Annotated in this window: 20 protein-coding genes; 9 read left to right on the top strand and 11 right to left on the bottom strand. The window is 66.6% G+C overall.

Annotated elements, in window-relative coordinates; all coding sequences use genetic code 11:
* A complete protein-coding gene (locus tag E1N52_RS11175; RefSeq protein ID WP_133182775.1) occupies positions 1-1,536 on the top strand; it encodes an efflux transporter outer membrane subunit in 1,536 nt (511 codons plus the stop codon).
* Positions 1,537-1,608: 72 nt separating this feature from the next.
* Here E1N52_RS11175 and yiaA read toward each other — a convergent pair whose 3' ends face one another.
* Both yiaA and E1N52_RS11165 read right to left on the bottom strand, forming a co-directional pair.
* Positions 1,609-2,067, bottom strand: a complete 459-nt coding sequence (yiaA, locus tag E1N52_RS11170) for an inner membrane protein YiaA (protein WP_133182773.1) — start codon at positions 2,065-2,067, stop codon at positions 1,609-1,611.
* A 307-nt stretch (positions 2,068-2,374) separates the two neighbouring features.
* Entirely contained in the window at positions 2,375-3,829 is a 1,455-nt protein-coding gene (locus E1N52_RS11165; protein WP_133182771.1) for a nucleobase:cation symporter-2 family protein, read from the bottom strand.
* 586 nt (positions 3,830-4,415) lie between these two features.
* On the opposite strand from E1N52_RS11165, the gene E1N52_RS11160 reads away from it, so the two are divergent.
* Entirely contained in the window at positions 4,416-5,894 is a 1,479-nt protein-coding gene (locus E1N52_RS11160) for a xylulokinase (protein ID WP_133182769.1), read from the top strand.
* 3 nt (positions 5,895-5,897) lie between these two features.
* On the opposite strand, the gene E1N52_RS11155 is transcribed toward E1N52_RS11160, so the two are convergent.
* From E1N52_RS11155 to E1N52_RS11145, 3 genes are read right to left on the bottom strand one after another with little or no spacing between them, the layout of a single operon-like run.
* Positions 5,898-6,680 (bottom strand): metal ABC transporter permease, encoded by a 783-nt coding sequence (locus E1N52_RS11155; protein WP_133182767.1) that lies wholly within the window; start codon positions 6,678-6,680, stop codon positions 5,898-5,900.
* Positions 6,673-7,644 (bottom strand): ABC transporter ATP-binding protein, encoded by a 972-nt coding sequence (locus E1N52_RS11150; protein ID WP_133182765.1) that lies wholly within the window; start codon positions 7,642-7,644, stop codon positions 6,673-6,675. The genes E1N52_RS11155 and E1N52_RS11150 overlap by 8 nt, the downstream gene beginning before the upstream one ends.
* Before the next feature lie 24 nt (positions 7,645-7,668).
* A complete protein-coding gene (locus tag E1N52_RS11145) occupies positions 7,669-8,652 on the bottom strand; it encodes a metal ABC transporter solute-binding protein (RefSeq protein ID WP_133182763.1) in 984 nt (327 codons plus the stop codon).
* A gap of 328 nt (positions 8,653-8,980) precedes the next feature.
* Between E1N52_RS11145 and E1N52_RS11140 the strand changes: the two genes are divergently transcribed.
* The 6 genes from E1N52_RS11140 to E1N52_RS11115 all read left to right on the top strand — a co-directional run bounded on the left by E1N52_RS11140 (position 8,981) and on the right by E1N52_RS11115 (position 15,006).
* Positions 8,981-9,784 (top strand): L-iditol 2-dehydrogenase, encoded by an 804-nt coding sequence (locus E1N52_RS11140; protein ID WP_133182761.1) that lies wholly within the window; start codon positions 8,981-8,983, stop codon positions 9,782-9,784.
* A 73-nt stretch (positions 9,785-9,857) separates the two neighbouring features.
* Entirely contained in the window at positions 9,858-11,192 is a 1,335-nt protein-coding gene (locus E1N52_RS11135) for an ABC transporter substrate-binding protein (RefSeq protein WP_133182760.1), read from the top strand.
* A gap of 146 nt (positions 11,193-11,338) precedes the next feature.
* Positions 11,339-12,283 carry a carbohydrate ABC transporter permease gene (locus E1N52_RS11130; protein WP_205965601.1) on the top strand — a complete coding sequence of 315 codons (945 nt, stop codon included), beginning with the start codon at positions 11,339-11,341 and terminating at the stop codon, positions 12,281-12,283.
* Positions 12,284-12,339: 56 nt separating this feature from the next.
* Positions 12,340-13,149 (top strand): carbohydrate ABC transporter permease, encoded by an 810-nt coding sequence (locus tag E1N52_RS11125; RefSeq protein WP_425468043.1) that lies wholly within the window; start codon positions 12,340-12,342, stop codon positions 13,147-13,149.
* 11 nt (positions 13,150-13,160) lie between these two features.
* The gene (locus tag E1N52_RS11120; RefSeq protein WP_246089027.1) at positions 13,161-13,847 is read left to right on the top strand and encodes an HAD family hydrolase; all 687 of its coding nucleotides are present in this window, start codon (positions 13,161-13,163) and stop codon (positions 13,845-13,847) included.
* A 49-nt stretch (positions 13,848-13,896) separates the two neighbouring features.
* Positions 13,897-15,006, top strand: a complete 1,110-nt coding sequence (locus E1N52_RS11115; protein ID WP_133182752.1) for an ABC transporter ATP-binding protein — start codon at positions 13,897-13,899, stop codon at positions 15,004-15,006.
* Between the two features lie 113 nt (positions 15,007-15,119).
* Here the strand turns inward: E1N52_RS11115 and E1N52_RS11110 are convergent, their stop codons facing one another.
* The 5 genes from E1N52_RS11110 to mutL form a co-directional block, all read right to left on the bottom strand.
* Entirely contained in the window at positions 15,120-16,067 is a 948-nt protein-coding gene (locus E1N52_RS11110; protein WP_133182750.1) for a sugar-binding transcriptional regulator, read from the bottom strand.
* A gap of 43 nt (positions 16,068-16,110) precedes the next feature.
* Positions 16,111-17,592, bottom strand: coding sequence for a xylulokinase (xylB, locus tag E1N52_RS11105; RefSeq protein ID WP_133182748.1), 1,482 nt, complete (start codon positions 17,590-17,592; stop codon positions 16,111-16,113).
* A 122-nt stretch (positions 17,593-17,714) separates the two neighbouring features.
* Positions 17,715-19,121: a D-arabinitol 4-dehydrogenase gene (gene dalD, locus E1N52_RS11100; RefSeq protein ID WP_133182746.1), complete on the bottom strand. Its 1,407-nt coding sequence runs from the start codon at positions 19,119-19,121 to the stop codon at positions 17,715-17,717.
* A gap of 236 nt (positions 19,122-19,357) precedes the next feature.
* On the bottom strand, positions 19,358-20,338 hold the full coding sequence (miaA, locus tag E1N52_RS11095; RefSeq protein WP_133182744.1) for a tRNA (adenosine(37)-N6)-dimethylallyltransferase MiaA: 981 nt from the start codon (positions 20,336-20,338) through the stop codon (positions 19,358-19,360).
* The gene (gene mutL / locus E1N52_RS11090) at positions 20,335-22,485 is read right to left on the bottom strand and encodes a DNA mismatch repair endonuclease MutL (RefSeq protein WP_133182742.1); all 2,151 of its coding nucleotides are present in this window, start codon (positions 22,483-22,485) and stop codon (positions 20,335-20,337) included. The genes miaA and mutL overlap by 4 nt, the downstream gene beginning before the upstream one ends.
* A gap of 223 nt (positions 22,486-22,708) precedes the next feature.
* Between mutL and E1N52_RS11085 the strand changes: the two genes are divergently transcribed.
* On the top strand, positions 22,709-23,395 hold the full coding sequence (locus E1N52_RS11085) for a DedA family protein (protein WP_133182740.1): 687 nt from the start codon (positions 22,709-22,711) through the stop codon (positions 23,393-23,395).
* Positions 23,396-23,490: 95 nt separating this feature from the next.
* Here E1N52_RS11085 and E1N52_RS11080 read toward each other — a convergent pair whose 3' ends face one another.
* Positions 23,491-24,306 (bottom strand): mechanosensitive ion channel family protein, encoded by an 816-nt coding sequence (locus tag E1N52_RS11080; RefSeq protein ID WP_133182738.1) that lies wholly within the window; start codon positions 24,304-24,306, stop codon positions 23,491-23,493.
* Positions 24,307-24,407: the final 101 nt, after the last annotated feature.

The raw sequence follows: 24,407 nt of genomic DNA, 5'->3' as shown, positions 1-24,407 counted from the left end.
ATGCATAAACTATCCGTAATTGCAGTGGCCGCCGCGCTTCTCGCGGGTTGCACGATGGAGCCGTGGTACCACCGGCCCGAAGCGCCGGTGTCGCAGAGCTTCCCGCAAGGCGGCGTGTACGCGACGCAGCCCGTTGCTGTGGGCGCGAACGGCCAGAACGGCCAGGCTGCCCCGAGCGCCAATGGCGCCGCGGCGACCGACATCGGCTGGCGCGAGTTCTTCGTCGATCCGCGGCTGCAGCAGCTCGTGGACATCGCGCTGAAGAACAACCGCGACCTGCGCGTCTCGGTGCTCAACGTCGAGGCGGCGCGCGCGCAGTATCAGATCACGCGCGCCGAGCTGTTCCCGGCGATCAACGGTGTGGCTTCGGACACGCGCACGCGCGTGCCGAGGAACTTTCAGACCACGGTGAACAATCCGTACAGCGTCTACAACGTGGGCGTGCAGGCGTCGTGGGAAATCGACTTCTGGGGGCGCATCCGCAGCCTGAAGGACCAGGCGTTGGCGCAGTACCTCTCGACGGCGTATGCGCGCAAGTCGGCCGAGATCACGCTGGTGTCGGAAGTCGCGGACCAGTACCTGACGATGCTCTCCGACGACGACCTGCTGAAGGTCACGCAGGAAACGCTCGCGACGGCGCAGAATTCGTACAACATCACGAAGGCGCAGTTCGAGACGGGCACCGGCACCGAGCTCGATCTGCGCCAGGCGCAAACGGTGGTCGAGAACGCGCAGGCCAACATGCAGGCGCAACTCAGGGCGCGGGCCCAGGCCGAGAATGCGCTCGTGCTGCTGATTGGCGAGCCGCTGCCGGCGGATCTGCCGCAAGGCCTGCCGCTCGACGGCCAGGCGCTTGTCGCCGACATTCCGGCGGGACTGCCTTCGGATCTGCTCACGCGGCGTCCGGACATCATGCAGGCCGAAGAAACGCTGCTCGCGGCCAACGCCAACATCGGCGCGGCGCGCGCGGCGTTCTTCCCGAAGATCTCGCTCACGGCGGCGTTCGGCACCGAAAGCCTGTCGCTCGGCGGCCTCTTCAAGGCGGGCACGGCGGCCTGGAGTTTCGTGCCGCAGATCACGCTGCCGATCTTCGAAGGCGGTTCGAACATCGCGAACTTGCAACTCGCGAATGTCGAGAAGCGCATCGAGATCGCCAACTACGAGAAGTCGATCCAGTCGGCGTTCCGCGAAGTGGCCGATGGTCTGGCTGCGCGAGGCACCTACGACGAGCAGATCGCCGCGCTCGAGCGCAGCACCTTTGCGAATCAGCGCTCGCTCACGCTGTCGGAACTGCGCTACAAGAACGGCGTGGACAGCTATCTGCCGGTGCTGGCCGCGCAGACCAGTCTGTACACGGCGCAAACGTCGCTTGTCACGGCACGGCTTGCGCGTCTGACCAACCTCGTCGATCTGTATCGCGCGTTGGGCGGCGGCTGGATCGCGAACTCGGGCGAGACGCCGCGCGAGCCCGATGCGCCGGCCGATTACGGCGCGGCCAGCGCGCCGGCGGCGGCTTCGGCTGCGACGGCGGGGTAACGCGCTACGCTGCTTGATCGCAGGCAATGAAAACGCCACGGGGACCGTGGCGTTTTTTATTTGCTGCTTCCGTTATTCAAGGCTTTCCGCTTCTTGCACTCGCAACGCCGAATTGGGCTCCACGGCAGTCTGACCCACAGTCTGAATATCGCGCGTATTTTTTTGCACGGTTACGGCGCCGAATAGGGAAAGGACGAACGACATCGAATAGAAGCCTTTCTCACTCAACGCGAGCGTTGCGTTGAAGAGGCCGACAACGAGCAGGGCGACCGCAAGCACTAGCGCGGTCCAACTGAGGAAATAGTAGATGCCGGTAACGGGGATACCTTCTGCGCGATCACGCACGCTCTTTTGTAGCGAGATGGCCGCGTAAAGGCCGAGAACGAGCACGGTGAAGTAATAGCCCTTTTCATTGAGTTGCATGCCGGCGTTCCACAAGCCAATCAAATAGGCGCAGAACCCTGCGAACAATGCGGCCCATGCTGCCGCGACAAAGGCGAACGTCGGTTGGTGAGCGTTGCGGTCGGTCATCGAGTTTTCCTCTTATCCAGTTCGTGTCGTCCCGCCGGAGTGGCGGACGGGATATCGACTATGGAGCACGATCTGCGAACTTATTGAGATATGAGCTGAAAACGTACGATCTCAGTCAATATTGTCGAAATTTTATGTTTCATGCGCGAGCGGTTGCGCTGGGTACGCAGGTCGAGCAAAAAAAAGCGCCATGGTTTCCCATGGCGCCGAACCAGCAAAAGACCCCGCCCGCCTGTGTATGGATGGGCACCTGCGAGCGGGGCACCTCTCGCGTCAACTCAATACGTTCAAACTCTGTTCGATCAACTCAGTGCGCGGCCGAGCGCGGCATTTCGTGGCCGGTATCCGGCGCCTGATCCGCATCCGGACGGCCTTCGAGATCGTGCCCGGCGCGGCGGATGGCGCGCTCGGCGGCTTTCTCGCTCTTCGCACCGTTGAAGATCAGGTTCAGCACCACCGCCGAAACCGAAGCGAGCAGGATGCCGCTATGGAGCAGCGGCGAAAACGCGGGCGGCAGCTTGGAGAAGAAGTGCGGCGACACCACCGGCACGAGGCCGAAACCCACGCTCACGGCCACGATGAAGAGGTTGTGCTGGTTCTTCACGAAGTCCACGCGCGAGAGCACCTTGATGCCGTTCGCCGCCACCATGCCGAACATCACGATGCCTGCGCCGCCCAGCACGAAGGCGGGCACTGAGGCGACCATCTGCGCCATCTTCGGGAAGAGGCCGAGCAGCACGAGAATCACGCCGCCCATCGCGCACACATAGCGGCTCTTCACGCCCGTCACGCCGATCAAGCCCACGTTCTGCGAGAACGACGTATGCGGGAACGAGTTGAAGATGCCGCCGATCATCGTGCCGAGACCGTCCACGCGCAGGCCGCGCACGAGCGTGGCCTGATCGACGGGGCGCTCGACCATGTCGCCCACGGCGAGGAACATGCCCGTCGATTCGATGAAGGTCACGAACATCACGATCACCATCGTCGCGATCGGCAGGATGTGGAACTTCGGCATGCCGAAGTGGAACGGCATGACGATGCCGACCCACGGCGCGCTGGCCATGCCTTCGAGGTTCACACGGCCGAGCGCAAGCGCGATGGCGAAGCCCGCAACAATGCCGAGCAGCACGGAGATATTGGCGATGAAGCCGCGCCCGAACTTGTTGATGAGCAGAATCAGCATCAGCACGAGCAGCGAGAGGCCGAGGTAGATGGGGTTGCCGTAGTCGGGGTTGCCCACGCCGCCCGCGGCCCAGTTGATGCCCACTTCCATGAGCGAGAGGCCGATCACCGCGATCACGGTGCCCACCACGACAGGCGGGAAGAAGCGCAGCAACTTGCCGATCATCGGCGCGATTACGATGCCGATCGCGCCCGCCGCGATGGTCGAGCCGAAGATGTCGAGCAGGCCGAGCGAGGGATTGGTGCCGATGGCGATCATCGGGCCCACCGAGGCGAACGTGCAGCCCATGATCACGGGCAGGCGGATGCCGAAGATCCACAGGCCGAGCGTCTGGATCAGCGTGGCGATGCCGCAGGCGAACAGGTCGGCGCTGATGAGGAAGGCGACCTGGTCCTTCGGCAGCCCGATCGCGCCGCCGACAATGAGCGGCACAGCCACCGCGCCTGCGTACATCACGAGCACGTGCTGGATGCCGAGTGTCAGCAGCTGGCTGAACGGCAGGCGCTCGTCGCAGGGGTGGACCTGCTTCTGCCCAGACCGCTGGGCGGCCTGGTCCTCAATGCCCTTGGCTTGCATGTCGTCTGTCTCCGTCTCTTTGTTTAAGGATATGGCCTCCAAGGTATGCGGTAAGAAAATATGCAACAAGACCGCTGGAGACTATTCCGTGCTTTCCGGCGACGATATGCGCCCTTGCGAATGGCGAAGCGACATAAGGGTGGGATCGGCGCGCGTGGCGGCGACATGGCGGCGTCGCGAGGCGCCGGTTCGGACCGCACGCGCGGCGGCGCAAGGCGGCAAGCCCCCTGTTTGCGGCGGTTGAACGCCTTCGCGCGGTGCGCGCTCCAGCGCGGGCGCGAGGGTACTGCCCCATGCCGGAGCGAGCGCGGGTGCGTCGAGTGCAGACTAGCGATGCCCAGCGGGTCATGTCACATATGGTCGCGCCGTTATGATCTCTATTCCGGCGGCGGAATGTGAGCCATTTTGCATCGCGCGCGCACCCACCGGGTTAACCCGCGAATGGGCGTTTTTCGCGTCGAAATCGGCTGTGTTGCGCGCGGGTTCGCGGCAGGTGTGAAAAGCCTGCTTAACGCGCATTTGGCACCGTGCATCTCGCCCTTATGATGATCATTCCCGTCCTCACACCCCTCGCACACCGTTCCCCATGAGCCCATCGCAGACGCGTTTCCTCGGTATCGACCTCGGCACCGGTTCACTCAAGCTCGGCATCATCGATGGCGACGGCGTCGAGCGCGCCGCAGCGAGCGTGGCCTACGCGCTCGACACTCCGCAGCCCGGCTGGGCGGAGATCGCCGTGGATCGCTGGTGGGACGCGCTCGTCGTGGCCTGCGCGCGATTGCCGGAGAACGAACGCGCCGCGGTGCGGGCAATCGGCTTTTCCGGACAGATGCACGGCGTCGTGCTCACTGACGAAGCGGGCCGCGCGTTGCGCCCCGCGATGCTCTGGCCCGACACGCGCGCGCATGCGCTGCTCGACGCGTGGCCCGACGACCCCGCACATCCGCAGCCCAATCCTGTTGCCCCTGGCATGGCGGGGCCTTTGCTGCGCTGGGTCTTGCAGCACGAGCCGCACGTCGCGCAAGCCGGGCGCTGGGCGCTGCAGCCGAAAGACTGGCTGCGCGTGGCGCTCGGTGGCGCAGTTAAAGCGGATCCGTCGGACGCGTGCGCGACGGCGCTCGCCGCACCCGATGGCGCGTGGGACTTCGCACTGATCGAGCGCCTGGGATTGCCGGCCAGGTGGTTCGCGCCGCTGGCGGCGTCGCATGAAGCGAGTGGCGGGCTGAGCGCGCAAGCCGCACAGGCGCTCGGGCTGCCCGCCGGCGTCGTGCTCGCGACGGGCGCGGGCGACACGCCTTGCGCCGCGTTCGGCAGCGGCCTTGCCGACGAAGGCGACGCGCTCCTCACGACGGGCACAGGCGGCCAGATCGTCGTGACCGCGCGCAGCGAGCCGCCCGCTCGGCACGGGCTGCATCGCTACCGCTCGGCGACGGGCGGCTGGTACACCATGGCCGCCATGCAGAACGTGGGCGTGGCGCTGGAAGCGGCGCGCGGCTGGTTGGCCTACGACTGGGCTTCGGCTTACGCGGATGCGTTCGCCGTGCCGCCGTCGGCGACGCTCGCATTCCTGCCTTACCTGAGCGGCGAGCGCTCGCCGTGGCTCGACCCGGCGGCGCGCGGCGGCTGGCTCGGCGCTTCGCTCGGCGACTCGCGCGGCACGCTCATGCGCGCGGCGTTCGAGGGCGTCGCGTTCGCGTTGCGCGCGGGCCTCGACGCGGTGCGCAGCACCCGTGAAGCCGTCGATGGAGGCACGCAAGATGCGCGCAGTGTGCCGACGCTCAAGCTCGCGGGCGGCGGCTCGGTGGACGCGCGCTGGCGGCAGTTGCTCGCCGACACGCTCGACGCGGACCTCTACGCGATCGACTGCCCGAACGCTGCGGCGCGCGGCGCCGCGATGCTGGGCGGCCTCGCCTGCGGGCACTGGCGCATGAGCGACCTCGCGGCGCTTGCGCCGGCCGCGACGCAGGTGGCCTCGCCGCGCGAGGACGCCGCGCTCGCGCAGCGCTATGCGCGCTTCATCGATCTGTACGGCCGCGTTCGAACCTGGTTTGCACCGGCATCGTGATGACTAGCGACGCCCGATCAGGCTCGCGCCGTAGACGAGCGCGGCGAGCGCGGTGATCCAGAAGCTCGTGGGCCAGTCGGTGTAGAACGCGAGCGTCACGCCGACCCACGCCTGTACGAGCGCGAGCAGCGCGGCGAGCACGAGGCCGGTGGACAGGCGCGTGGTGAGATTCTGCGCGGCGGCGGCCGGGCCGACCATCAGCGTAAAGACGAGCAGCACGCCGACGATCTGCGTGCACGCAGCCACCGCGAGCGCGGCGATGGCGAGGAACAGCATCGAGACCGCGCGCAGCGACACGCCCTTCGCTTCGGCGAGTTCGGGCTGCAACGAGGCGAACAGCAGCGGCCGCATGATGGCGGCCAGCGCCGCCAGGCTCGCCACGGCGAGGGCGGCCAGCACGCCGAGCGTCTCGCGGTTCACGCCGAGGACGTTGCCGAACAGCAGCGCCGTGACCTGCGTGGCATACGACGTGAAGAAGTGCAGAAACAGCAGACCGAAGCCGAGCGCGAGCGAAAGAATCACACCGATCGCGACATCGCGGCCCGCGAGCTTTTCGCCGAGCGCACCCATCGAAACGCCGGCGGCGAGCGTGAAGCCCACCATGCCCCACATCGGCGAAACGCCTAGCAGCACGGCGCCCGTCGCGCCCGTGAACCCCACGTGCGAGAGCGCGTGGCCCGCAAAGGTCTGACCGCGCATTACGAGGAAATAGCCCACCACGCCCGCGAGCACCGCGACGATGCCCGACGCCGCGAAGGCGTTCACCATGAAATCGTATTCAAGCATCGTGCGTGTGGCCGTGTGTGTTGTCGTTGTTGTCGCCGTGGGCGTGTCCGTGACCGTGCGCGTGGCCGTGGCCGCCATGGTCATGGCCATGGTCGTGCTCATGCTCGTGGTCGTGCTTTTCGACTTCCACGTCGCCCGACATCACGAAGATGCGGCCCTTCATGCGCATCACTTCGATCGGCGAGCCATAGAGGCGCGAGAGCACGGGCGCGGTGATGACTTCATCCACGCTGCCGAGCGCGGCCACGCCGTTGCCGAGATAGAGCACGCGGTCGAGCGCGTTGAGGAGCGGGTTCAGCTCGTGCGCGGAGAACAGCACCGCGATGCCGAGCTCGCGCTGCACACGGCGCACGAGTTCGACCACGCCGCGCTGATGGTTAGGGTCGAGGCTGATGAGCGGCTCGTCGAGCAGCAGCAGCTTCGGGTCGCCGAGCAGGCATTGTGCGAGCAGCAGGCGCTGGCGCTCGCCGCCCGAAAGCTCGGAAAGCGGGCGATCCGCAAGCGCCGTCGCACCCACGAGATCGAGCACGCGCGCAACGTCGTCGCGCGTGGCGGCGTCGGCGCGCGGCAGGCCCCAGCGGTGGCCGTCGGCGGCCATCGCCACGAAGTCGCGGCCGCGCACGCGGCGGCTCGCGAGCGCCGTGCGCGTTTGCGGCATGTAGCCGATTTTCGCGTTGCCGCGCGCGACCGGCTCGCCCAGCACGCGGATCGCGCCGTGCGAGGCCGGCACGAGGCCGAGAATCGCACGCATGAGCGTGGTCTTGCCCGCGCCGTTCGGCCCGAGCACGCCGATGAATTCGCCCTGGTTCACCGCGAAGTTCGCGTCGCGCAGGATCGTGCGTTCGCCGAGCGTCAGCGTCACGCCCGCCAGCGTGAGCACAGGCGTGGGCGCGCGGTGCGCGCCGTTGTGCTGTGCGTTGTGCGATGAAGCGATATCGGTGGGCGAAGAGCCGGCCCCGGTCATGACGTCTGTCCTTGCTGAATACGGTTAGTGTTGCCCTGCTGTTCCCGCTGCCAGCGCCTTGTCGAGCGAGTCGAGCTGCGCGAGCATCCATTGCTGGAAGTTCACGCCTGCCGGCTCGGTCTCGGTCACGCTCACGGATGGCACCTTCGACTGCTTCGCCAGCGCCAGCATGCGCCGCGTGAGCGCCTCGGTCGCCTGGCTGTTATAGATCAGCACGCGCACGCGGCGCTCGCGCAGGTCGCGCTCGAACGCGGCGATGTCCGAGGCGCTCGCCTCGGTGTCGTTCATCGTCGCGAGCTGGAAACGCAGGTTGCGCATGTCGAGGCCGATCGCATCCGACATATAGCCGAACACCGGCTCCGTGGCCGTGACGGGCTGCCCCTGGTAGTGCGCGCGCAGCGCCGCGACCTTGGCGTCGACCGGCTGCAGCGAGGCGAGGAACGTTGCCAGGTTGGCATCGTACACGCTCTTGTGCGCGGGGTCCGCTGCGCCGAGCGCGGCGCTCACCGCGCGCGCCACGGCGGGCATCGTCTTCGGGTCGTACCAGAGGTGCGGATTGTCGCCCGCTTTCTTGCCGACGAGGTCCGCTGCGACGATCGTCGTGCGGTTGGCGCCGTTCTTGCCGGCGCCCGTGGCGCCGAGCAGCTTGGTCATCCACGGGTCGTAATCGGCGCCGTTGTACACCACCACGCGCGCATGCTGGAGTGCGCGGGCCGTCTTCGGGCTGGCCTCGAAGAGGTGCGGGTCCTGGTCGGGGTTGCTCAGGATGCTCGTCACGTCCACGTAGTTGCCGCCGATCTGCTTGACGACGTCGCCGTAGAAGTTCTCCGCCGCAACAACAGGAATCGTGGCGCTGCCGGCCTGCGCCGCCAGGGCCGCGCTCGCGCCGCCGAACGCGCCGACCAGCGCGAGAGCGAGCCCGCCCGCGAGGCGCGCGAGCGTGACGCGACGACGCACGCCTGTTGTGGCAGCCCGGGGCGTGCAGTTGGCGCGGCTGAACGTAATCATGGTTCTATCCTTGTCTATAGGGAGCCTGAAAGCGGGCGCGGGCGCGTCGGCGTCGCGAAGGCGAGATGATATAACGTATCACTTCGATTGGCGAGTCGGCGCGTCATCCGGTCAGGGGGCCGGACCCGTGGGCCGCAGCCAGTCAAGGCTTGCGCGTCGCACCATCGAAATCTCGTCCAATCGCGTTTGTTCGCCTTGACAGTCTCCTACTCGTATCCGATCATTCGATCAACGACAGAGCAAATGCTCACATGTCGGGCGATCGCTCAGCTGCTCCCCTGGAGTGCCTGCCGGGCGCGCCCCGCACGAACGAAATTGGAGACAACCTGTGGCACACACCGCGACCCCAGCGGCCGGACGTTTGCAGGACAAGGTAGCCGTGCTGACAGGCGCGGCGAGCGGCATTGGCGAGGCGGTCGCGCAGCGCTATCTGGACGAAGGCGCGCGCTGCGTGCTCGTCGACGTGAAGCCCGCCGGGTCCGTTGCTCCAACGCTGGCCGCCGCGCACCCCGAGCGTGTGCTCGCGATCTCCGCAGACGTCACCCGCCGTGAGGACATCGATCGCATCGTGGAGAGCGCGGTCGAACGCTTCGGCCGCATCGACATCCTCTTCAACAACGCGGCGCTCTTCGACATGCGCCCGCTCCTCGACGAATCCTGGGACGTGTACGACCGCCTCTTCGCGGTGAACGTGAAGGGCATGTTCTTTCTCATGCAGGCCGTGGCGCGCCGCATGGTCGAGCAGGGTCAGGGCGGCAAGATCATCAACATGTCGTCGCAGGCGGGCCGCCGCGGCGAAGCGCTCGTATCCCACTACTGCGCAACCAAGGCCGCTGTGCTGAGCTACACGCAGTCGGCGGCGCTGGCGCTCGCGCCCCATCGCATCAACGTGAACGGCATTGCGCCGGGCGTGGTCGACACGCCCATGTGGGAGCAGGTCGACGCGCTCTTCGCACGCTACGAGCATCGTCCGCTCGGCGAGAAGAAGCGCCTCGTGGGCGAGGCGGTACCGCTCGGGCGCATGGGCCTGCCCGAGGATCTCACGGGCGCCGCGCTCTTTCTCGCTTCCGCCGACGCCGATTACATCACCGCGCAGACCCTGAACGTCGACGGCGGAAACTGGATGAGTTGACCTTTCCCGCAACCCTTGCACAACGCATCACGACAGCAGCAAGACATAACGCAACGAACAAGGAGACAACGTCATGAAGCCAGCAATGAAGACCGCCGCAAAGTGCATAAGTCGAGCGGTGAGTGTGGGTGCACTTGTCGCCGCGGCAAGCGCCGCGCACGCGCAGACCGTCACGATCGCCATGTTGAACAACCCGGACATGATCGAGCTGAAGAAGCTCTCGCCGGCCTTCGAAAAGGCCAATCCGGGCATCAAGCTGAACTGGGTGATTCTCGAGGAAAACGTGCTGCGCCAGCGTGCCACCACCGACATCACGACCAACAGCGGCCAGTTCGACGTGATGATGATCGGCACCTACGAGGCGCCGCAATGGGGCAAGCGCGGCTGGATCGTGCCGATGACGAACCTCCCCGCGAGCTACGACCTCGACGACGTGGTGAAGACCGCGCGCGATGGCCTCTCGTACAACGGCACGCTCTACGCGCTGCCGTTCTACGTCGAAAGCTCGATGACCTACTACCGCAAGGACCTGTTCGACAAGAAGGGCCTCAAGATGCCCGAGCAGCCGACCTATGACCAGATCAGGGACTTCGCCGACAAGCTCACCGACAAGTCCGCCGGCACCTATGGCATCTGTCTGCGCGGCAAGGCCGGCTGGGGCGAGAACATGGCGTACGTGACGACGGTCGCCAACACCTTCGGCGGCCGCTGGTTCGACGAAAAGTGGCAGGCGCAGCTCACCTCGCCCGAGTGGAAGAAGGCCGTGAACTTCTATGTGGATATGCTGAAGAAGGACGGCCCTCCGGGAGCCAGCTCGAACGGCTTCAACGAAAACCTCACGCTGATGTCGTCGGGCAAGTGCGCGATGTGGATCGACGCGACGGTCGCGGCCGGCATTCTCTACAACAAGCAGCAGTCGCAGGTGGCCGACAAGATCGGCTTCGCGGCCGCGCCGACCGAAGTCACGCCTAACGGCGCGCACTGGCTGTGGTCGTGGGCGCTCGCGGTGCCGAAGTCGTCGAAGTCGCAGGACGCCGCGAAGAAGTTCATCGAATGGGCCACGTCGAAGGAATACGTCCAGATGGTCGCGCAGGACGAGGGCTGGGCTTCGGTGCCGTCGGGTACGCGGATTTCGACCTATCAGAACCCCGAATACAAGAAGGCCGCGCCGTTCTCGGACTTCGTGCTCAAGGCGATCCAGACCGCCGATCCGACACATCCGACCGCGAAGCCGGTGCCGTACACGGGTATCCAGTTCGTCGGGATTCCTGAATTCCAGTCGTTCGGTACGGTCGTGGGCCAGAGCATTGCGGGCGCCGTGGCAGGGCAGATGAGCGTCGATCAGGCGCTGACCGCCGGTAACGCCGCTGCCAACCGCGCCGTGGCGCAAGCCGGGTATCAGAAGTAACTGCGAGAAGTCAGGCTGCGCCGTTCAGGCAGCCAGCGTAGTAGCGCGAGTGCGCGCGCCGGGCGACCCGGCGCGGCGCGCGCACTCGCGACAGCCGATGCCGCGCCGTGTTTCATAGAGGCGCGCAACCGAGAAGGGTGGTCCTCATGCGTCATCTCCATCTCCCCATGCCTATATTCAATCGAGCGCGCACGCCACAGAAACCGCAGCAGGTCGAAACACGCCGCTCGGCCTCACGCTGGCTCGTGACGCCTTCCGTGGCGGTGCTGCTGCTGTGGATGACGATCCCGCTCGCGATGACGATCTGGTATTCGTTCACGCGATACAACCTGCTGAACCCCGATCTCAAGGGATTCGCGGGCTTCGACAACTACAAGTTCCTCGCCACCGATCCCTCGTTCGTGCCGTCGATCGTGCACACCATCGAGCTGATCGTGGCAGTGCTCGTGATCACCGTGGTCGGCGGCGTGCTGATGGCGGTGCTGTTCGACCGCAAGTTCATCGGTCAGGGCGTGGCGCGCCTGTTCGCGATCGCGCCGTTCTTCGTGATGCCTACGGTGAGCGCGCTGATCTGGAAGAACATGATCCTGCATCCGGTGTACGGCCTCGTGGCCATCGCGATGCGCTCGGTGGGCATGACGCCGATCGACTGGTTCGCCGTTTATCCGCTCACCGCGGTCATCATGATCGTGGCGTGGCAGTGGCTGCCGTTCGCGTTCCTCATTCTCTTCACGGCGATCCAGTCGCTCGACCAGGAGCAGAAGGAAGCCGCGAAGATCGACGGTGCGGGCCCGATCTCGTTGTTCTTCTACATCACGCTGCCGCACCTGCGGCGCGCGATTGCCGTCGTCGTGATGATGGAAACCATCTTCCTGCTGTCGATCTTCGCCGAGATCTACACGACCACGGGCGGCGGTCCCGGCAACGCGACCACCAACCTCACTTACCTGATCTACTCGATGGGCCTGCAGCAGTTCGACGTGGGCATCGCTTCGGCTGGCGGCATTCTCGCCGTCGTGCTGGCGAACATCGTGTCGTTCTTCCTCGTGCGCATGCTCGCGCGCAACCTCAAAGGGGAGTACGAAAAATGAGCCAGATTACCGCTACATCCGCGCAATCGCCCGATGCGGTCAACCATTCGTCGCCGATGCAGTTCATCGGGCGCGTGCTGCCGGGGCTGCTTGCCTGGCTGATCGCGATCGCGCTGTTCTTTCCGATCTTCTGGATGACGATCACGGCGTTCAAGACCGAGCAGCAGGCCTATATCCCGACGATCTTCTTCGTGCCCACGCTCGACAGCTTCAGAGAGGTGTTCGCGCGCAGCAACTACTTCGCGTTCGCGTGGAATTCGGTGCTGATCTCGGCCGGCGTGACGATCGTCTGCCTGATCTTCGCCGTGCCCGCGGCCTACGCGATGGCGTTCTTCCCGAACAAGCGCACGCAGGGGATTCTGCTGTGGATGCTCTCCACCAAGATGATGCCTTCGGTGGGCGTGCTCGTGCCGATCTACCTGCTGTGGAAGAACTCGGGGCTGCTCGACACGGTAAGCGGACTGGTGATCGTCTACACGCTCATCAATCTGCCGATCGCAGTTTGGATGGCGTACACGTACTTCAACGAGATTCCGAAAGACATTCTCGAAGCCGGGCGCATGGACGGCGCCGCCACCTGGCAGGAAATCGTCTATCTGCTCATGCCGATGGCGGTGCCGGGGCTCGCATCCACCGCGCTGCTGTTGATCATTCTTTCGTGGAACGAAGCGTTCTGGAGCATCAACCTGTCCAGCTCGAACGCGGCGCCGCTTACTGTGTTCATCGCCTCGTATTCGAGTCCTGAGGGGCTCTTCTGGGCGAAGCTTTCCGCGGCATCTTTGCTTGCGGTCGCGCCGGTGCTGATCGTCGGCTGGCTGTCGCAGAAGCAACTGGTGCGTGGCCTTACCTTCGGCGCGGTCAAGTAATGGCGAATGCGATGCCCATTCAAGCCCTGATCTGCGATTGCGACGGCGTGCTGATCGACAGCGAAGCCGTGGCGGCCCGCGTGCTGGTGCGCGAACTCGAAGCGCGCTGGCCCGGCGTGGACGCGGCGCCTGTCGTCATGCCGCTCCTCGGCCAGCGTATCGAGCGCGTGCTGGGCGGCGCGGGCGATGCACTCGGGCGCAGCCTCACCGCCGCGGACGTCGATGCGATTCGCACCGTGGCCGAGGCCGAAGCGCGCGAGGCGCCGCTATTTCCGGGCGTCGTGGCGGCACTGGAAGCCGTAGCGCTCACCAAGGCGTGCGCAAGCAACAGCTACACGGCGGTGGTGCGCGAGGTGCTGGCGCGCAATGGACTCGATCGCTTCTTCGGCGCGCGCGTGTACTGCGCCGATATCGTCGCCCGGCCCAAGCCGGCGCCCGACGTCTATCTCGCGGCGGCGCAGGGCATGGACGTTCCGCCCGCCGCGTGCCTCGTGGTCGAGGACAGCGTGACGGGCGTAAGCGCGGCGCGCGCGGCCGGCATGACGGTGCTCGGCTTCGTGGGCGGCACGCACGTAGGTGGCGACGCGCACGCGCACGAGTTGCGCGAAGCGGGCGCAATCGAAATCTTCGACGACATGACGACGCTGCCCGCGCGGGTGGCGCAATGGATGAACCAGGCGCAAACGCGTTCGTACTGAACCGGCTTAGGCAGAATTGAGCAGACTTAAGCAGAAACGGAGACACATCATGGCAAGCGTGATCCTCAGAGACGTACTGAAGCGCTACGACGACAACGAAGTGCTGCGCGACGTGAACCTCGACATCGGCGACGGCGAGTTCGTCGTGTTCGTGGGCCCGAGCGGCTGCGGCAAGACCACGCTCATGCGGATGATCGCGGGGCTGGAGGACATCAGCGGCGGCGACCTGATGATCGACGGCACGCGCATGAACGACGTGCCGCCGGCCAAGCGCGGCATTGCGATGGTGTTCCAGTCGTACGCGCTGTATCCGCACATGACGCTCTACGACAACATGGCGTTTGGCCTCAAGCTCGCGGGCGCGAAGAAGCCCGAAATCGACGCTGCCGTGAAGAACGCCGCGAAGATCCTGCACATCGACCATCTGCTTGACCGCAAGCCCAAGCAGCTCTCGGGCGGCCAGCGCCAGCGGGTGGCGATCGGGCGTGCGATCACGCGCAAGCCGAAGGTGTTCCTGTTCGACGAACCGCTCTCGAACCTCGACGCCGCGCTGCGCGTGAAGATGCGCCTCGAATTTGCGCGCCTGCACGACGAACTCAAGACGACGATGATCTACGTGACGCACGATCAGGTCGAAGCGATGACGCTTGCCGACAAGATCGTCGTGCTCTCGGCGGGCAATGTCGAACAGGTCGGTAGTCCGAACCGTCTGTATCACGCGCCGGCGAATCGCTTCGTCGCGGGCTTCATCGGCTCGCCGAAGATGAACTTCCTCGACGGCACGGTGCAGCAGATCGGCAGCGACGGCATCGTCGTGCGCTACGAAACGGGCGATACGCAGAAGGTGGGCGTCGAGCCGGGCAAGGCGCGCGAGGGCGACAAGGTGACCGTGGGCATCCGCCCCGAGCACCTGCACATCATGACGGACGCGGAAGGCGTGAGCGCGAAGGCGATGACGGTCGAGTCGCTCGGCGACGCCGCCTATCTTTATGCCGAATGCCCGGTCGCGCCCGATGGCCTGATCGCGCGCATTCCGCCGCTGGAGCGGCACGAACGCGGCGAGGCGTTCAAGGTGGGATCGACCCCCGACCATTGCCATCTCTTCGACGCGAACGGCCTGGCGTTCGAGCGTCGTTTCGCGCAGCAACTCGCTGCGTGAATTCACTGGCTTGCCGGACGCACCGCCTCGGAGGAGGGTGAGGCGGTGTCTTGTGTGGCGAGGTACCTGAGGTTGCCTTTGTTAGCCCGCTTCGAGCGGGCTTTTTTTTGGAGTCAGCGTTCGATCGCGGCGCGCGCACACAGCTCGTCGGTGACGAGCCCGGAGAGCCAGCCGCCGTTGAGCGCCGCGATCACCGCTTCGCGCTTGCGCGCGCCACCGGCGAAGCCGATGGTCGGGCGGCGTGGCGGCGAATCGAGGTACACGCTCGTCACGCGGCGGCCCGTCGGTGAGTCGACGCGCTTGCCGGCGGCGTCGATCGGCAGGCCGAGCATTTCGGCGATGGCGCCCTGGTCCATCAGTTCGCGCACTTCGTCGGAGGTGATGAAGCCGTCCTCATGCAGCGGGCAATGCTCGCCGATGTTGCCGATACCGACGAACGCGACATCGGCCTCGCTCGACAGCGATTCGACGATGCGATAGAGCCGGTGATTGCACCATTGCGCGCGCTCGGCCTCGTTATCCGCGATGAGCGGCGCGGGCAGCAGAAAGTGCTTGCCGCCCGTCTTCTCGGAGATATGCAGCGCGACGTCGTAGCGGTTCGACGAACCGTCCTGGGCGATCGCGCCCACCATCGAAACCAGCCGATGCTGCGGCCGCTCCAGTTGCGCGATCTGATCGACGGCGGCCTTGAGCGTACGTCCGCTGCTCACGGCCACTACCATCGGCCGCTCTTCGGTGAGGTAGCGCTCCATGACCTGCGCGCCGGCGACCGCGAGCTTGCGGTCGATTTCCTCGGGCGTGTCGTTGTCCACGGGCACCACTTCGCAGACCGAGAGGCCGTAGCGCTTCGAAAGCGCATCGGCGAGCGCGAGGCAGTCGGCGAGCCGATGATCGACGCGCACGCGAATGAGGTTCTTCTCGACCGCGAACGCGACGAGGCGCTGCGCGACCGGGCGCGACACCTGCAGCTTCTCGGCGATTTCGTTCTGGGTGTTGCCGGCCACATAGTAGAGCCAGGCGGCGCGGGTCGCGAGATCGAGTTTTTCGGTGGACTTGGGCACGGTGGTGGTCGGGGGGATGCGGGGCCGAAGTGTACTGCACGCGTTACGCGAGGCGTTCGCGCGAGGGCTCGAAGAGCGGGCGGACATGGCGGTACAGCGCGCGGTAGGCAGTGAGGCGCTCGCGCAGCGCCGCGTGGCGCGCGGCGTTGGGCGCGTATTCGGCCACCACGGGCGGCTTGGTCAGCACGTCGCGCGCGTTGCCGCCCGCCGCGAGCCAGCCAAGGCGTGCCGCGCCGAGCGCCGCGCCCGTCTCGCCGCCGCCGTGCTGGCGCGTCGGCGTGTTGAATGCGTCCGCAACGAGTTGCGCCCAGTAGCCGCTGCGCGCGCCGCCACCCAGCATCGACAGCGCGCCCACTTCGGTGCCGGCCGCGGCGAGCGCGTCGAGTCCGTCGGTGAGCGCGAGCGTCACGCCTTCGAGCACGGCGTAGCCGAGCAGCGCGCGGTCGGTCGCGTGCGTCATGCCGAAGAACACGCCCTGCGCATACGGGTCGTTGTGCGGCGTGCGCTCGCCCGAGAGATACGGCAGGAAGAGCGGGGCTTCGGCGAGGGTTTGCGCATTGAGCTGCTCGACTTCGGCGAGCAGCGTGGGCTCGTTCGTGCCCGTGAGCTTGCAGACCCAGCGCAGGCAGCTCGCCGCCGAAAGCACGACGCTCATCTGATGCCAGCGGTCCGGAATCGCGTGACAGAACGCATGCACGGCGGAAGCGGGGTTCGGCCGGAAACGGTCGCCCACCACGCAGAGCACACCCGAGGTGCCGAGCGAGACGAAGCCGTCGCCGGGCTGCGTGGCGCCGATGCCGATGGCGCTCGTCGCATTGTCGCCGCCGCCCGCTGCGACGACCACGTCCTCGCGCAAGCCGAATTCGCGCGCGAGCGCGGGCAGGAGCGTGCCGGAGGGTGCGCTGCCTTCGGCGAGCGCGGGCATTTGCGCGCGCGTCATGTTGCAGGCGTCGAGCAGCGCGTCGGACCAGTCGCGTTTGGCCACGTCGAGCCAGAGCGTGCCCGCGGCATCCGACGGATCGGAGACCTTGCCGCCGGTGAGTTGCAGGCGCAAATAGTCCTTCGGCAGCAGCACACAGGCCGTTTCGCGAAAGATCTGCGGCTCGTGGCGCGCGACCCACAGCAGCTTGGGTGCAGTGAAGCCCGGCATGGCGAGATTGCCCGCAATGCGATGCAGCTGCGGCGCACGTGCGGTCAGTTCGGCGCATTCGTCCACCGCGCGCATGTCGTTCCAGAGGATCGCGGGGCGCAATACGTTGTCGTGCGCGTCGAGCAGCACGGCGCCGTGCATCTGCCCGGAGAGGCCGATGCCGCGCACCTGCGCGAATTCATGCGGATGCGCCTCGCGCAGCGCGGCGAGCGCGCGGCGCGTGCCGTCCCACCAGTCGGCGGGATTCTGCTCGGACCAGCGCGGGTGGGGGCGCGAGACGACGAAGGGCGTGCCGGCAGTGCCGACCACGCGGCCGTCGGGCGCGAGCAGCAGGACTTTCACTTCGGAGGTGCCGAGGTCGATGCCGAGATACATAGGCGCGCTGAAGTCGTGAAGAGAGTTGCGCTACTTTAGCCGCGCGCCGGGCGCGACGCCATGCGCGCCGACCCGGAGGGCGCGCGTGGCGCGGGTATTGCGGATTGCGTTGCGGTCTTTTTTCAAACGCTGCAGCCGCGTGAGGCGAGCCACTGATCCACGCGCGTGAGCGCGCCGCGCACCGCGCCGCCCAAGGTCGGGTTGCCGGCGAGGCCGCCCCACAGCAGCTTGTCGCCGAGGAACGTCGAGACCGGGTCGCCGCTTTCGAACATGCGGTGCACAGCCGCTTCGTCCATCACGCCGTCCTGGTAGCGGTAGGGCAGCGTGCCCTTGTGCCAGCGTTCCAGAAAGCGCAGGAAGAGCGCGGGCAGCATGGCCGTGGCGGCGGGCGTCGCGCCTGCGGCGATGCGTTGCGCGAGCGTGGGCGCGATGAAGCCGGGGATCTTCGAGTAGCCGTCGGCGGCCACGCGCTGGTTCGTGTCCTGGATGTACGGATTGCTGAAGCGTTCGAGCACGACGTCGCGATACTTCGCGAGATCGAGCGGGCTGGGCGTGAGGCAGGGAATCACGTCCTCGCTCACGTACTCGCGCGCGAAGGTGCGAATGTCGGCGTCGTTGGTGCCTTCGTGGATGAAGTCGAGGGCGACGAGCGTGCCCGCCCACGCAATGCAGCTGTGGGTGGCATTGAGGATGCGGATCTTCGCTTCCTCGTAGGGCATCACCGATTCGACCATTTCCGCACCTGCGCGCTCCCAGGCGGGCCGCCCCGCGCAGAAGTGATCCTCGATCACCCACTGGATGAACGCCTCGCCCATTACCGGACAGGCGTCGTCCATACCAGTTGCCGCTTTCACGCGCTCGCGCACGTCGGGCGTCGGACGCGGCGTGATGCGGTCGACCATGGAGTCGGGGCACGCCGTGTTGGCGTCGAACCAGTCGCGCAGATCCGTTGCGCCGCGCAGCGCGAGGAACTCGCGCATGCCCGCGTGAAAGCGCTTGCCGTTGCTGCGCAGGTTGTCGCAGGTCTGCAGGGTGACGGGGCCGCCGTCACGTGCCATGCGTGCTTCCAGGATCGCGGCGAGTGCGCCGTAAATCGTCGTGCGGCCGCCCTTGAGGTCGGCGGCGAGGTCGGGGTTCGCGGTGTCGAGGCGGTCGTGCTCGTCGAGGTAGTAGCCGCCTTCGGTCACCGTGAACGCGATGATCTTGCAGTTCGCGTCGGCGCCTGCATCGATCAGGCTCGCGAGATCGGCGGACCACGGCAGCACGCGCGTAATCGAGCGGATCGTCTCGTAAGCGCGCTCGCCCTGCGGCGTGACTGTTTCGAGCGTGTAGACGCCATTCTGCGCGGCCAGCGCGTCCATCACGGCGTTCATGTCGGAGCGGATGTTGCCGACGGTGAGCGACCATGCGGCTTCGTCGGGCTTGCGCGCGAGGTTCACGCGATGCAGGTACCACGCCTGATGCGCCCGGTGAAACGACCCGGCGCCGATGTGCAGGATCACGTTCGCATTGCTGCGTTCGGTGTTCATTCGGTGTCTCCTTACTCAAAGCGGCCGGTCGGCTCAAGCCTGAGCAATTGCTCTAGTGATGAACGAATGATCGTATCCGGTCGATCGAAAGTCAAGCGGGCGAGGGCGGTTTTCGGTGGCGCGCTGCGGCGGGCGAGGGCGCGCGTGCAGCGCACGGGCGTGCGCCGCCTGCGGGCAAAGCGGGGATGTTGTGGCGCACAAAGCGCCCGGGAGCAGAAAGGGGAGAGTCGGGGGCCTCAGCCGGCGATCTGCGCGACTGCCGCGACGGCCTGTGCGCTCGCATCCTGCGCGCAGCAATCCACGACGATGCGCTCCGGCATGGCGCGCAGCCACGTGAGCTGGCGCTTGCAGAGCTGGCGCGTGGCGAACACGCCCTTGTCGCGCATGGTGTCGTAATCGACCTCACCGTCGAGGTATTCCCAAACCTGGCGATAGCCCACGCAGCGCATGGATGGCAGGTTGGGGTTCAGGTCGCCGCGCGCACGCAGCGCCTTCACCTCGTCGATGAGACCGCCCGCGAGCATCGCGTCGAAACGCGCTTCGATGCGCGCGTGCAGCACGCTGCGATCGGACGGCTCGAGCGCGACGGGCACGAAGCGGTAGCGCGTGGCTTCATCCTCGCGCGTGGACGGCGTGGCGAGCAGCACCGACATCGGCTGCCCGCTCAGCATGAAGATTTCGAGCGCACGCTGGATGCGCTGCGAGTCGTTCGGGGCGAGGCGTGCAGCCGTGGCCGGATCGACCTGCGCGAGGCGGGCGTGCATGGCGGGCCAGCCGTCGCGTGCGGCTTCGGCGTCGAGTTGCGCGCGCACGGCCGGATCGGCCGATGGCAGGTCGTTCAGGCCTTGCGTGAGCGCCTTGTAGTAGAGCATCGTCCCGCCCACGAGCAGCGGCACGTTCCCGCGCGCGACGATCTCGCCCGTCACGCGCAGTGCGTCGGCGCGAAAGTCGGCGGCGGAATAGGCATCCAGAGGATCGACGATATCGATCAGATGATGCGGGGCGGCTGCAAGCTCCGCTGCGCTCGGCTTCGCCGTGCCGATGTCCATCTCGCGATACACGAGCGCCGAATCCACGCTCACGATCTCGACCGTGCGCCCGCGCGCCGCCGACTGCGCGGCATACGCAAGCGCGGCCGCCGTCTTGCCCGAGGCCGTTGGGCCGAGCAGGCACGCGACGGGCAGCGCTGCGTCGGCTTGTTTCGTGGACTGCGTCATTGACCGCGCATGAAGAGCCGATCGAGATCGGCGAGCGTGAGCTGGTACCAGGTCGGCCGGCCGTGGTTGCACTGATCGGCGCGCTCGGTGGCTTCCATCCGGCGCAGGAGCGCGTTCATTTCGTCGAGCGTAAGACGCCGGTTCGCGCGCACCGCGTGATGGCAGGCGAGCGTGCCGAGCATCTCGTGCTGGCGCTCGGTGAGCACGCGCGAGCCGCCGTACTCGTGCAGATCGGCGAGCACGGCGCGCGCGAGCGCCTGGAGATCGGCGTCCTTGAGGAGCGCGGGCACCGCGCGGATCGCAATCGAGGTCGGCGAGAGGACGGCGAGATCGAAGCCCAGCGCTTCGAGCGTGGCCTTTTCTTCTTCGACGGTGCCGGTTTCGACGGGATCGGCCGTCATCGAGATCGGGATCAGCAGGGGCTGCACGGCGAGCGAGCGTTCGGCGAGCGCCTGCTTGAACTGCTCGTAGAGGATGCGCTCGTGGGCGGCGTGCATGTCGACGATCACGAGGCCGCGTGCGTTCTGCGCGAGCACGTAGATGCCGTGGACCTGGCCGAGCGCGAAGCCGAGCGGGTGGTCCTCGCCGGCTTCGAAGGCGGCATGCGGCGCGCTGGCGGTGAACGCGTCGGCTGCGCCGTCTTGCGCCTGCAGCACGGTCGAACCTTGCGCCGTGCCGGCGCCGACATCCTTGCGGCCGAACAACGCGTCATACAGGGCGAGCGGCTGCGCGACAGGCAGACTGCCTTGCGTCATGCGCGACTGGCGCAGCCAGGTATTGCCGCTGCCCGCACCTGCACCGCCGCCGCTTGCCTGGCCGAAGCCCGATGCGCGCGAAGGCAAGCCACCCGCGCCGCCGCCGAAGCTGCTTGCCACGCTCGCGGTGCCAAACTTGCCGTCGGCGCCGAAGCCGCCCGCTGCACTGGGCGCTGCACCTGCGCGCGGGGAGTCGGTCGCGCCCGAAGCCAGGCCGACCGAGCCGCCCAGCACCCCGGCGCCCGGCAACGCCCGCGGTTCGATGAGCGCGGCGGCATGGCCGCCCGAGGTCGTCTCGGGAGAGGCGCCCGCGTGGCGCGCGAGCGCGCGCTGCACGGCATGAAACACGAACTGGTGAATCGAGCGCGAATCGCGGAAGCGTACTTCGATCTTCGAGGGATGCACGTTCACGTCGACGGCTTCGGGTGGCAGGTCGAGGAACAGCACGTACGACGGGTAGCGGTCGCCGTGCAGCACGTCCTCATAAGCCGAGCGCACCGCGTGCGTGAGCAGCTTGTCGCGCACGAAGCGGCCGTTCACGAAGAAGTATTGCTGGTCGGCGCGGTTACGGCTCGCCGTAGGCAGGCCCGCGCAACCGTAGACGGCGAGCGGCCCGGCGCGCTCGTCGAGCGGCAGATGCGCCGTGGCGAACACTTCGCCGAGGATCTTCGAGACGCGGGTGGCCGGATCGCTCGCGTTCCAGTGCTCGACCGCGCGGCCGTTGTGCAGCACCGAGATCGCGACGTCCGGGCGCGCGAGCGCGCTGCGGCGGATCATCTCGAGGCAATGGCCCAGTTCGGTCTGCTCGCTCTTCAGGAACTTGCGGCGCGCGGGCGTGTTGAAGTACAGCTCGCGCACTTCGATGGTCGTGCCCTGGCCGCCCGCAGCCGGCGAGATCGCGCCGGTGTGCCCCTCGATCTTCACGGCGTGCGGCGCGTCGGCGCTGCGGCTCGTAATTGACATCTCGGCGACCGAGGCGATCGACGCCAGCGCTTCGCCCCGGAACCCGAGCGTCGCGACGCTCTCCAGTTCGGCAAGCGAGCGGATCTTGCTCGTGGCGTGGCGCATGAGCGCGAGCGGGAGTTCGGCTTCGGGAATGCCGCAGCCGTCGTCGGCGATGGAAATGCGCTTCACGCCGCCCTCGTCGAGCAGGATGCGCAGCGTGCTCGCACCCGCGTCGAGTGCGTTTTCGAGCAGTTCCTTGACGACGGAGGCGGGCCGCTCGACCACTTCACCGGCAGCGATCTGGCTGATGAGCTGATCAGGCAGCGCCTGGATCGCGCGCGCGGGCTGCGCGGCGCGCGATGCGACGGCGGCGCTGGCCGCGCTTGCCGTGTCGATGGCGCTGGCGGAATCCGGCACGGCGCCGGTGGGTTCGGAATTCGAAGACATGGGCGCAATTATAGCGAGTTGGCGCTTGCGGACCCGACGCGCTTTGGCGCTCGCGAAACCCGCATCTAGCCGCGCTTTGTGCGCGAATTCACCGAAATTAGCGGGATTCTTTCGTGACGCCCGGGCACTTTCGGTATCATGGCGCGGTCAATTTGGCTTCTCGCGCAACGCCGGGCGAACGCGCTTTTTCAGGCGCACGGCCCACGATCAAAAAGGGACACTTTTGGATACGCTTCTGCAGTTCGTCAACCTTGTCTTGCACATCGACAAGTTTCTCGGTGTTTTCATCCAGCAATACGGCGGCTGGGTCTACGCGGTGCTGTTCCTGATCGTGTTCTGCGAAACCGGCCTCGTGGTGCTGCCGTTCCTGCCCGGCGACTCGCTGCTCTTCATCGGCGGCGCGTTTGCCGCGACGCATGAAATGAATCTCGGCGTGCTGATCGTGCTGCTGCTCGTCGCGGCGGTTCTCGGCAATACGGTGAACTTTCTGATTGGGCGCGCCATCGGGCCGAAGGTGTTCAATACGCACATTCCTGTGCTCGAACGCTTCCTCGACCGCGCCGCGCTGCAGAAAACGCACGAGTTCTACGAGCGCCATGGCGGCAAGACCATCGTGCTCGCGCGCTTCATCCCTGTCGTGCGCACGTTCGCGCCGTTCGTGGCGGGCGTCTCGCAAATGCCAATGCGACGCTTTCAGTTTTTCACGGTCACGGGCGCGCTGTTCTGGGTGTTGCTGCTCGTGCTGCTCGGCTACTTCTTCGGCAACATTCCGTTCATTCGCCAGTACCTCAACGTGATCGTGCTCGTCGGCATCGGCGCGGCGATCGTGCCGATCCTGATCGGCGGCGTGTGGAAGATGCTGCGCAAGGACTCGCGCGGCGGCGCTGTGCGCAAGCCCAACGGCGGTTGAGCCACTGGCGCCTCCAGGCCGCAACGCAATGAAAAACGGCATCGCCTGCGAAGGCGATGCCGTTTTGTTTTGGCGCTCGTGTCGAACGCGGCGCGCTAGGTGCCCACGCGGCGAATGATCGAGGGCGTTTCGGGCGTCGGATAGCCCGCGTCCTTGAAAGTCTCGACAATCGTGCGGTTGGTGTCGAAATACACCTGCCAGTAGGAGTCGTTGCTGGTGTAGGGACGCACGGCCAGCAGCGGGCCTTCGGGCGTGAACGAGAGAATCTCGACGTCGGGCGCCGGCTCCTGCGCGACGTTCGGAATTTTCGCGATGGCCGCGCGCAGGCGGTTGGCGGCATCGACAGGATCGACGCCGTTGGCGATCTTCGCGGTCAGCTCCACGCGTCGCACGGGCGTCGCGCTGTAGTTCGAGATGGTGTCCGAGAAGATCTTGTTATTGCCGACGATATTGACCACGTTGTCCGGCGAGATGATGGTCGTGCCGAAGATGCCGAGTTCCTTCACGGTGCCCGTCACGCCCCCGGCAGTCACGAAGTCACCCACCTTGAACGGGCGCAGCACCTGCATGAACACGCCCGCCGCGAAATGCGCGAGCAGCCCGCCCCACGCCGTACCGATGGCGAGGCCGAGACCGGCGAGGAGCGCCGCGAACGAGGTGGTCTGCACGCCGAACACCTGGAGGATCGCGAGGACCAGCAGCAGGTTCAAGACGGCGGCTAGGATCGAACTGAGGTAGTGCGCGAGCGTGGGATCGACGCGCTCGTTGCGCGCGAGCACCTTGCGCAGCACACCGGCGACGAGGTTGATGGCCCAGCGTCCGATGACCCACAGGACGATCGCCGCCAGGACCTTGGTCCCGAAGTCGATGCCCCGGGTCATGATGAATACGCGGATGGTTTCGAGATCCAAAATGCCCTCGCTTGTGCCGTGGAATTGCCGTTGATCGAGCCGGAAAAGACGTGCAACCGACAGTGGCGTGGGAGCGCGACGCGCGTCGTGGCCGGCGTCGT

Source organism: Paraburkholderia guartelaensis (assembly GCF_004353905.1).
In the GTDB taxonomy this organism is placed as follows: domain Bacteria; phylum Pseudomonadota; class Gammaproteobacteria; order Burkholderiales; family Burkholderiaceae; genus Paraburkholderia; species Paraburkholderia guartelaensis.
The sequence above is the reverse complement of the archived record's forward strand: the minus strand, read 5'-3'. Positions and strand labels throughout refer to the sequence as shown.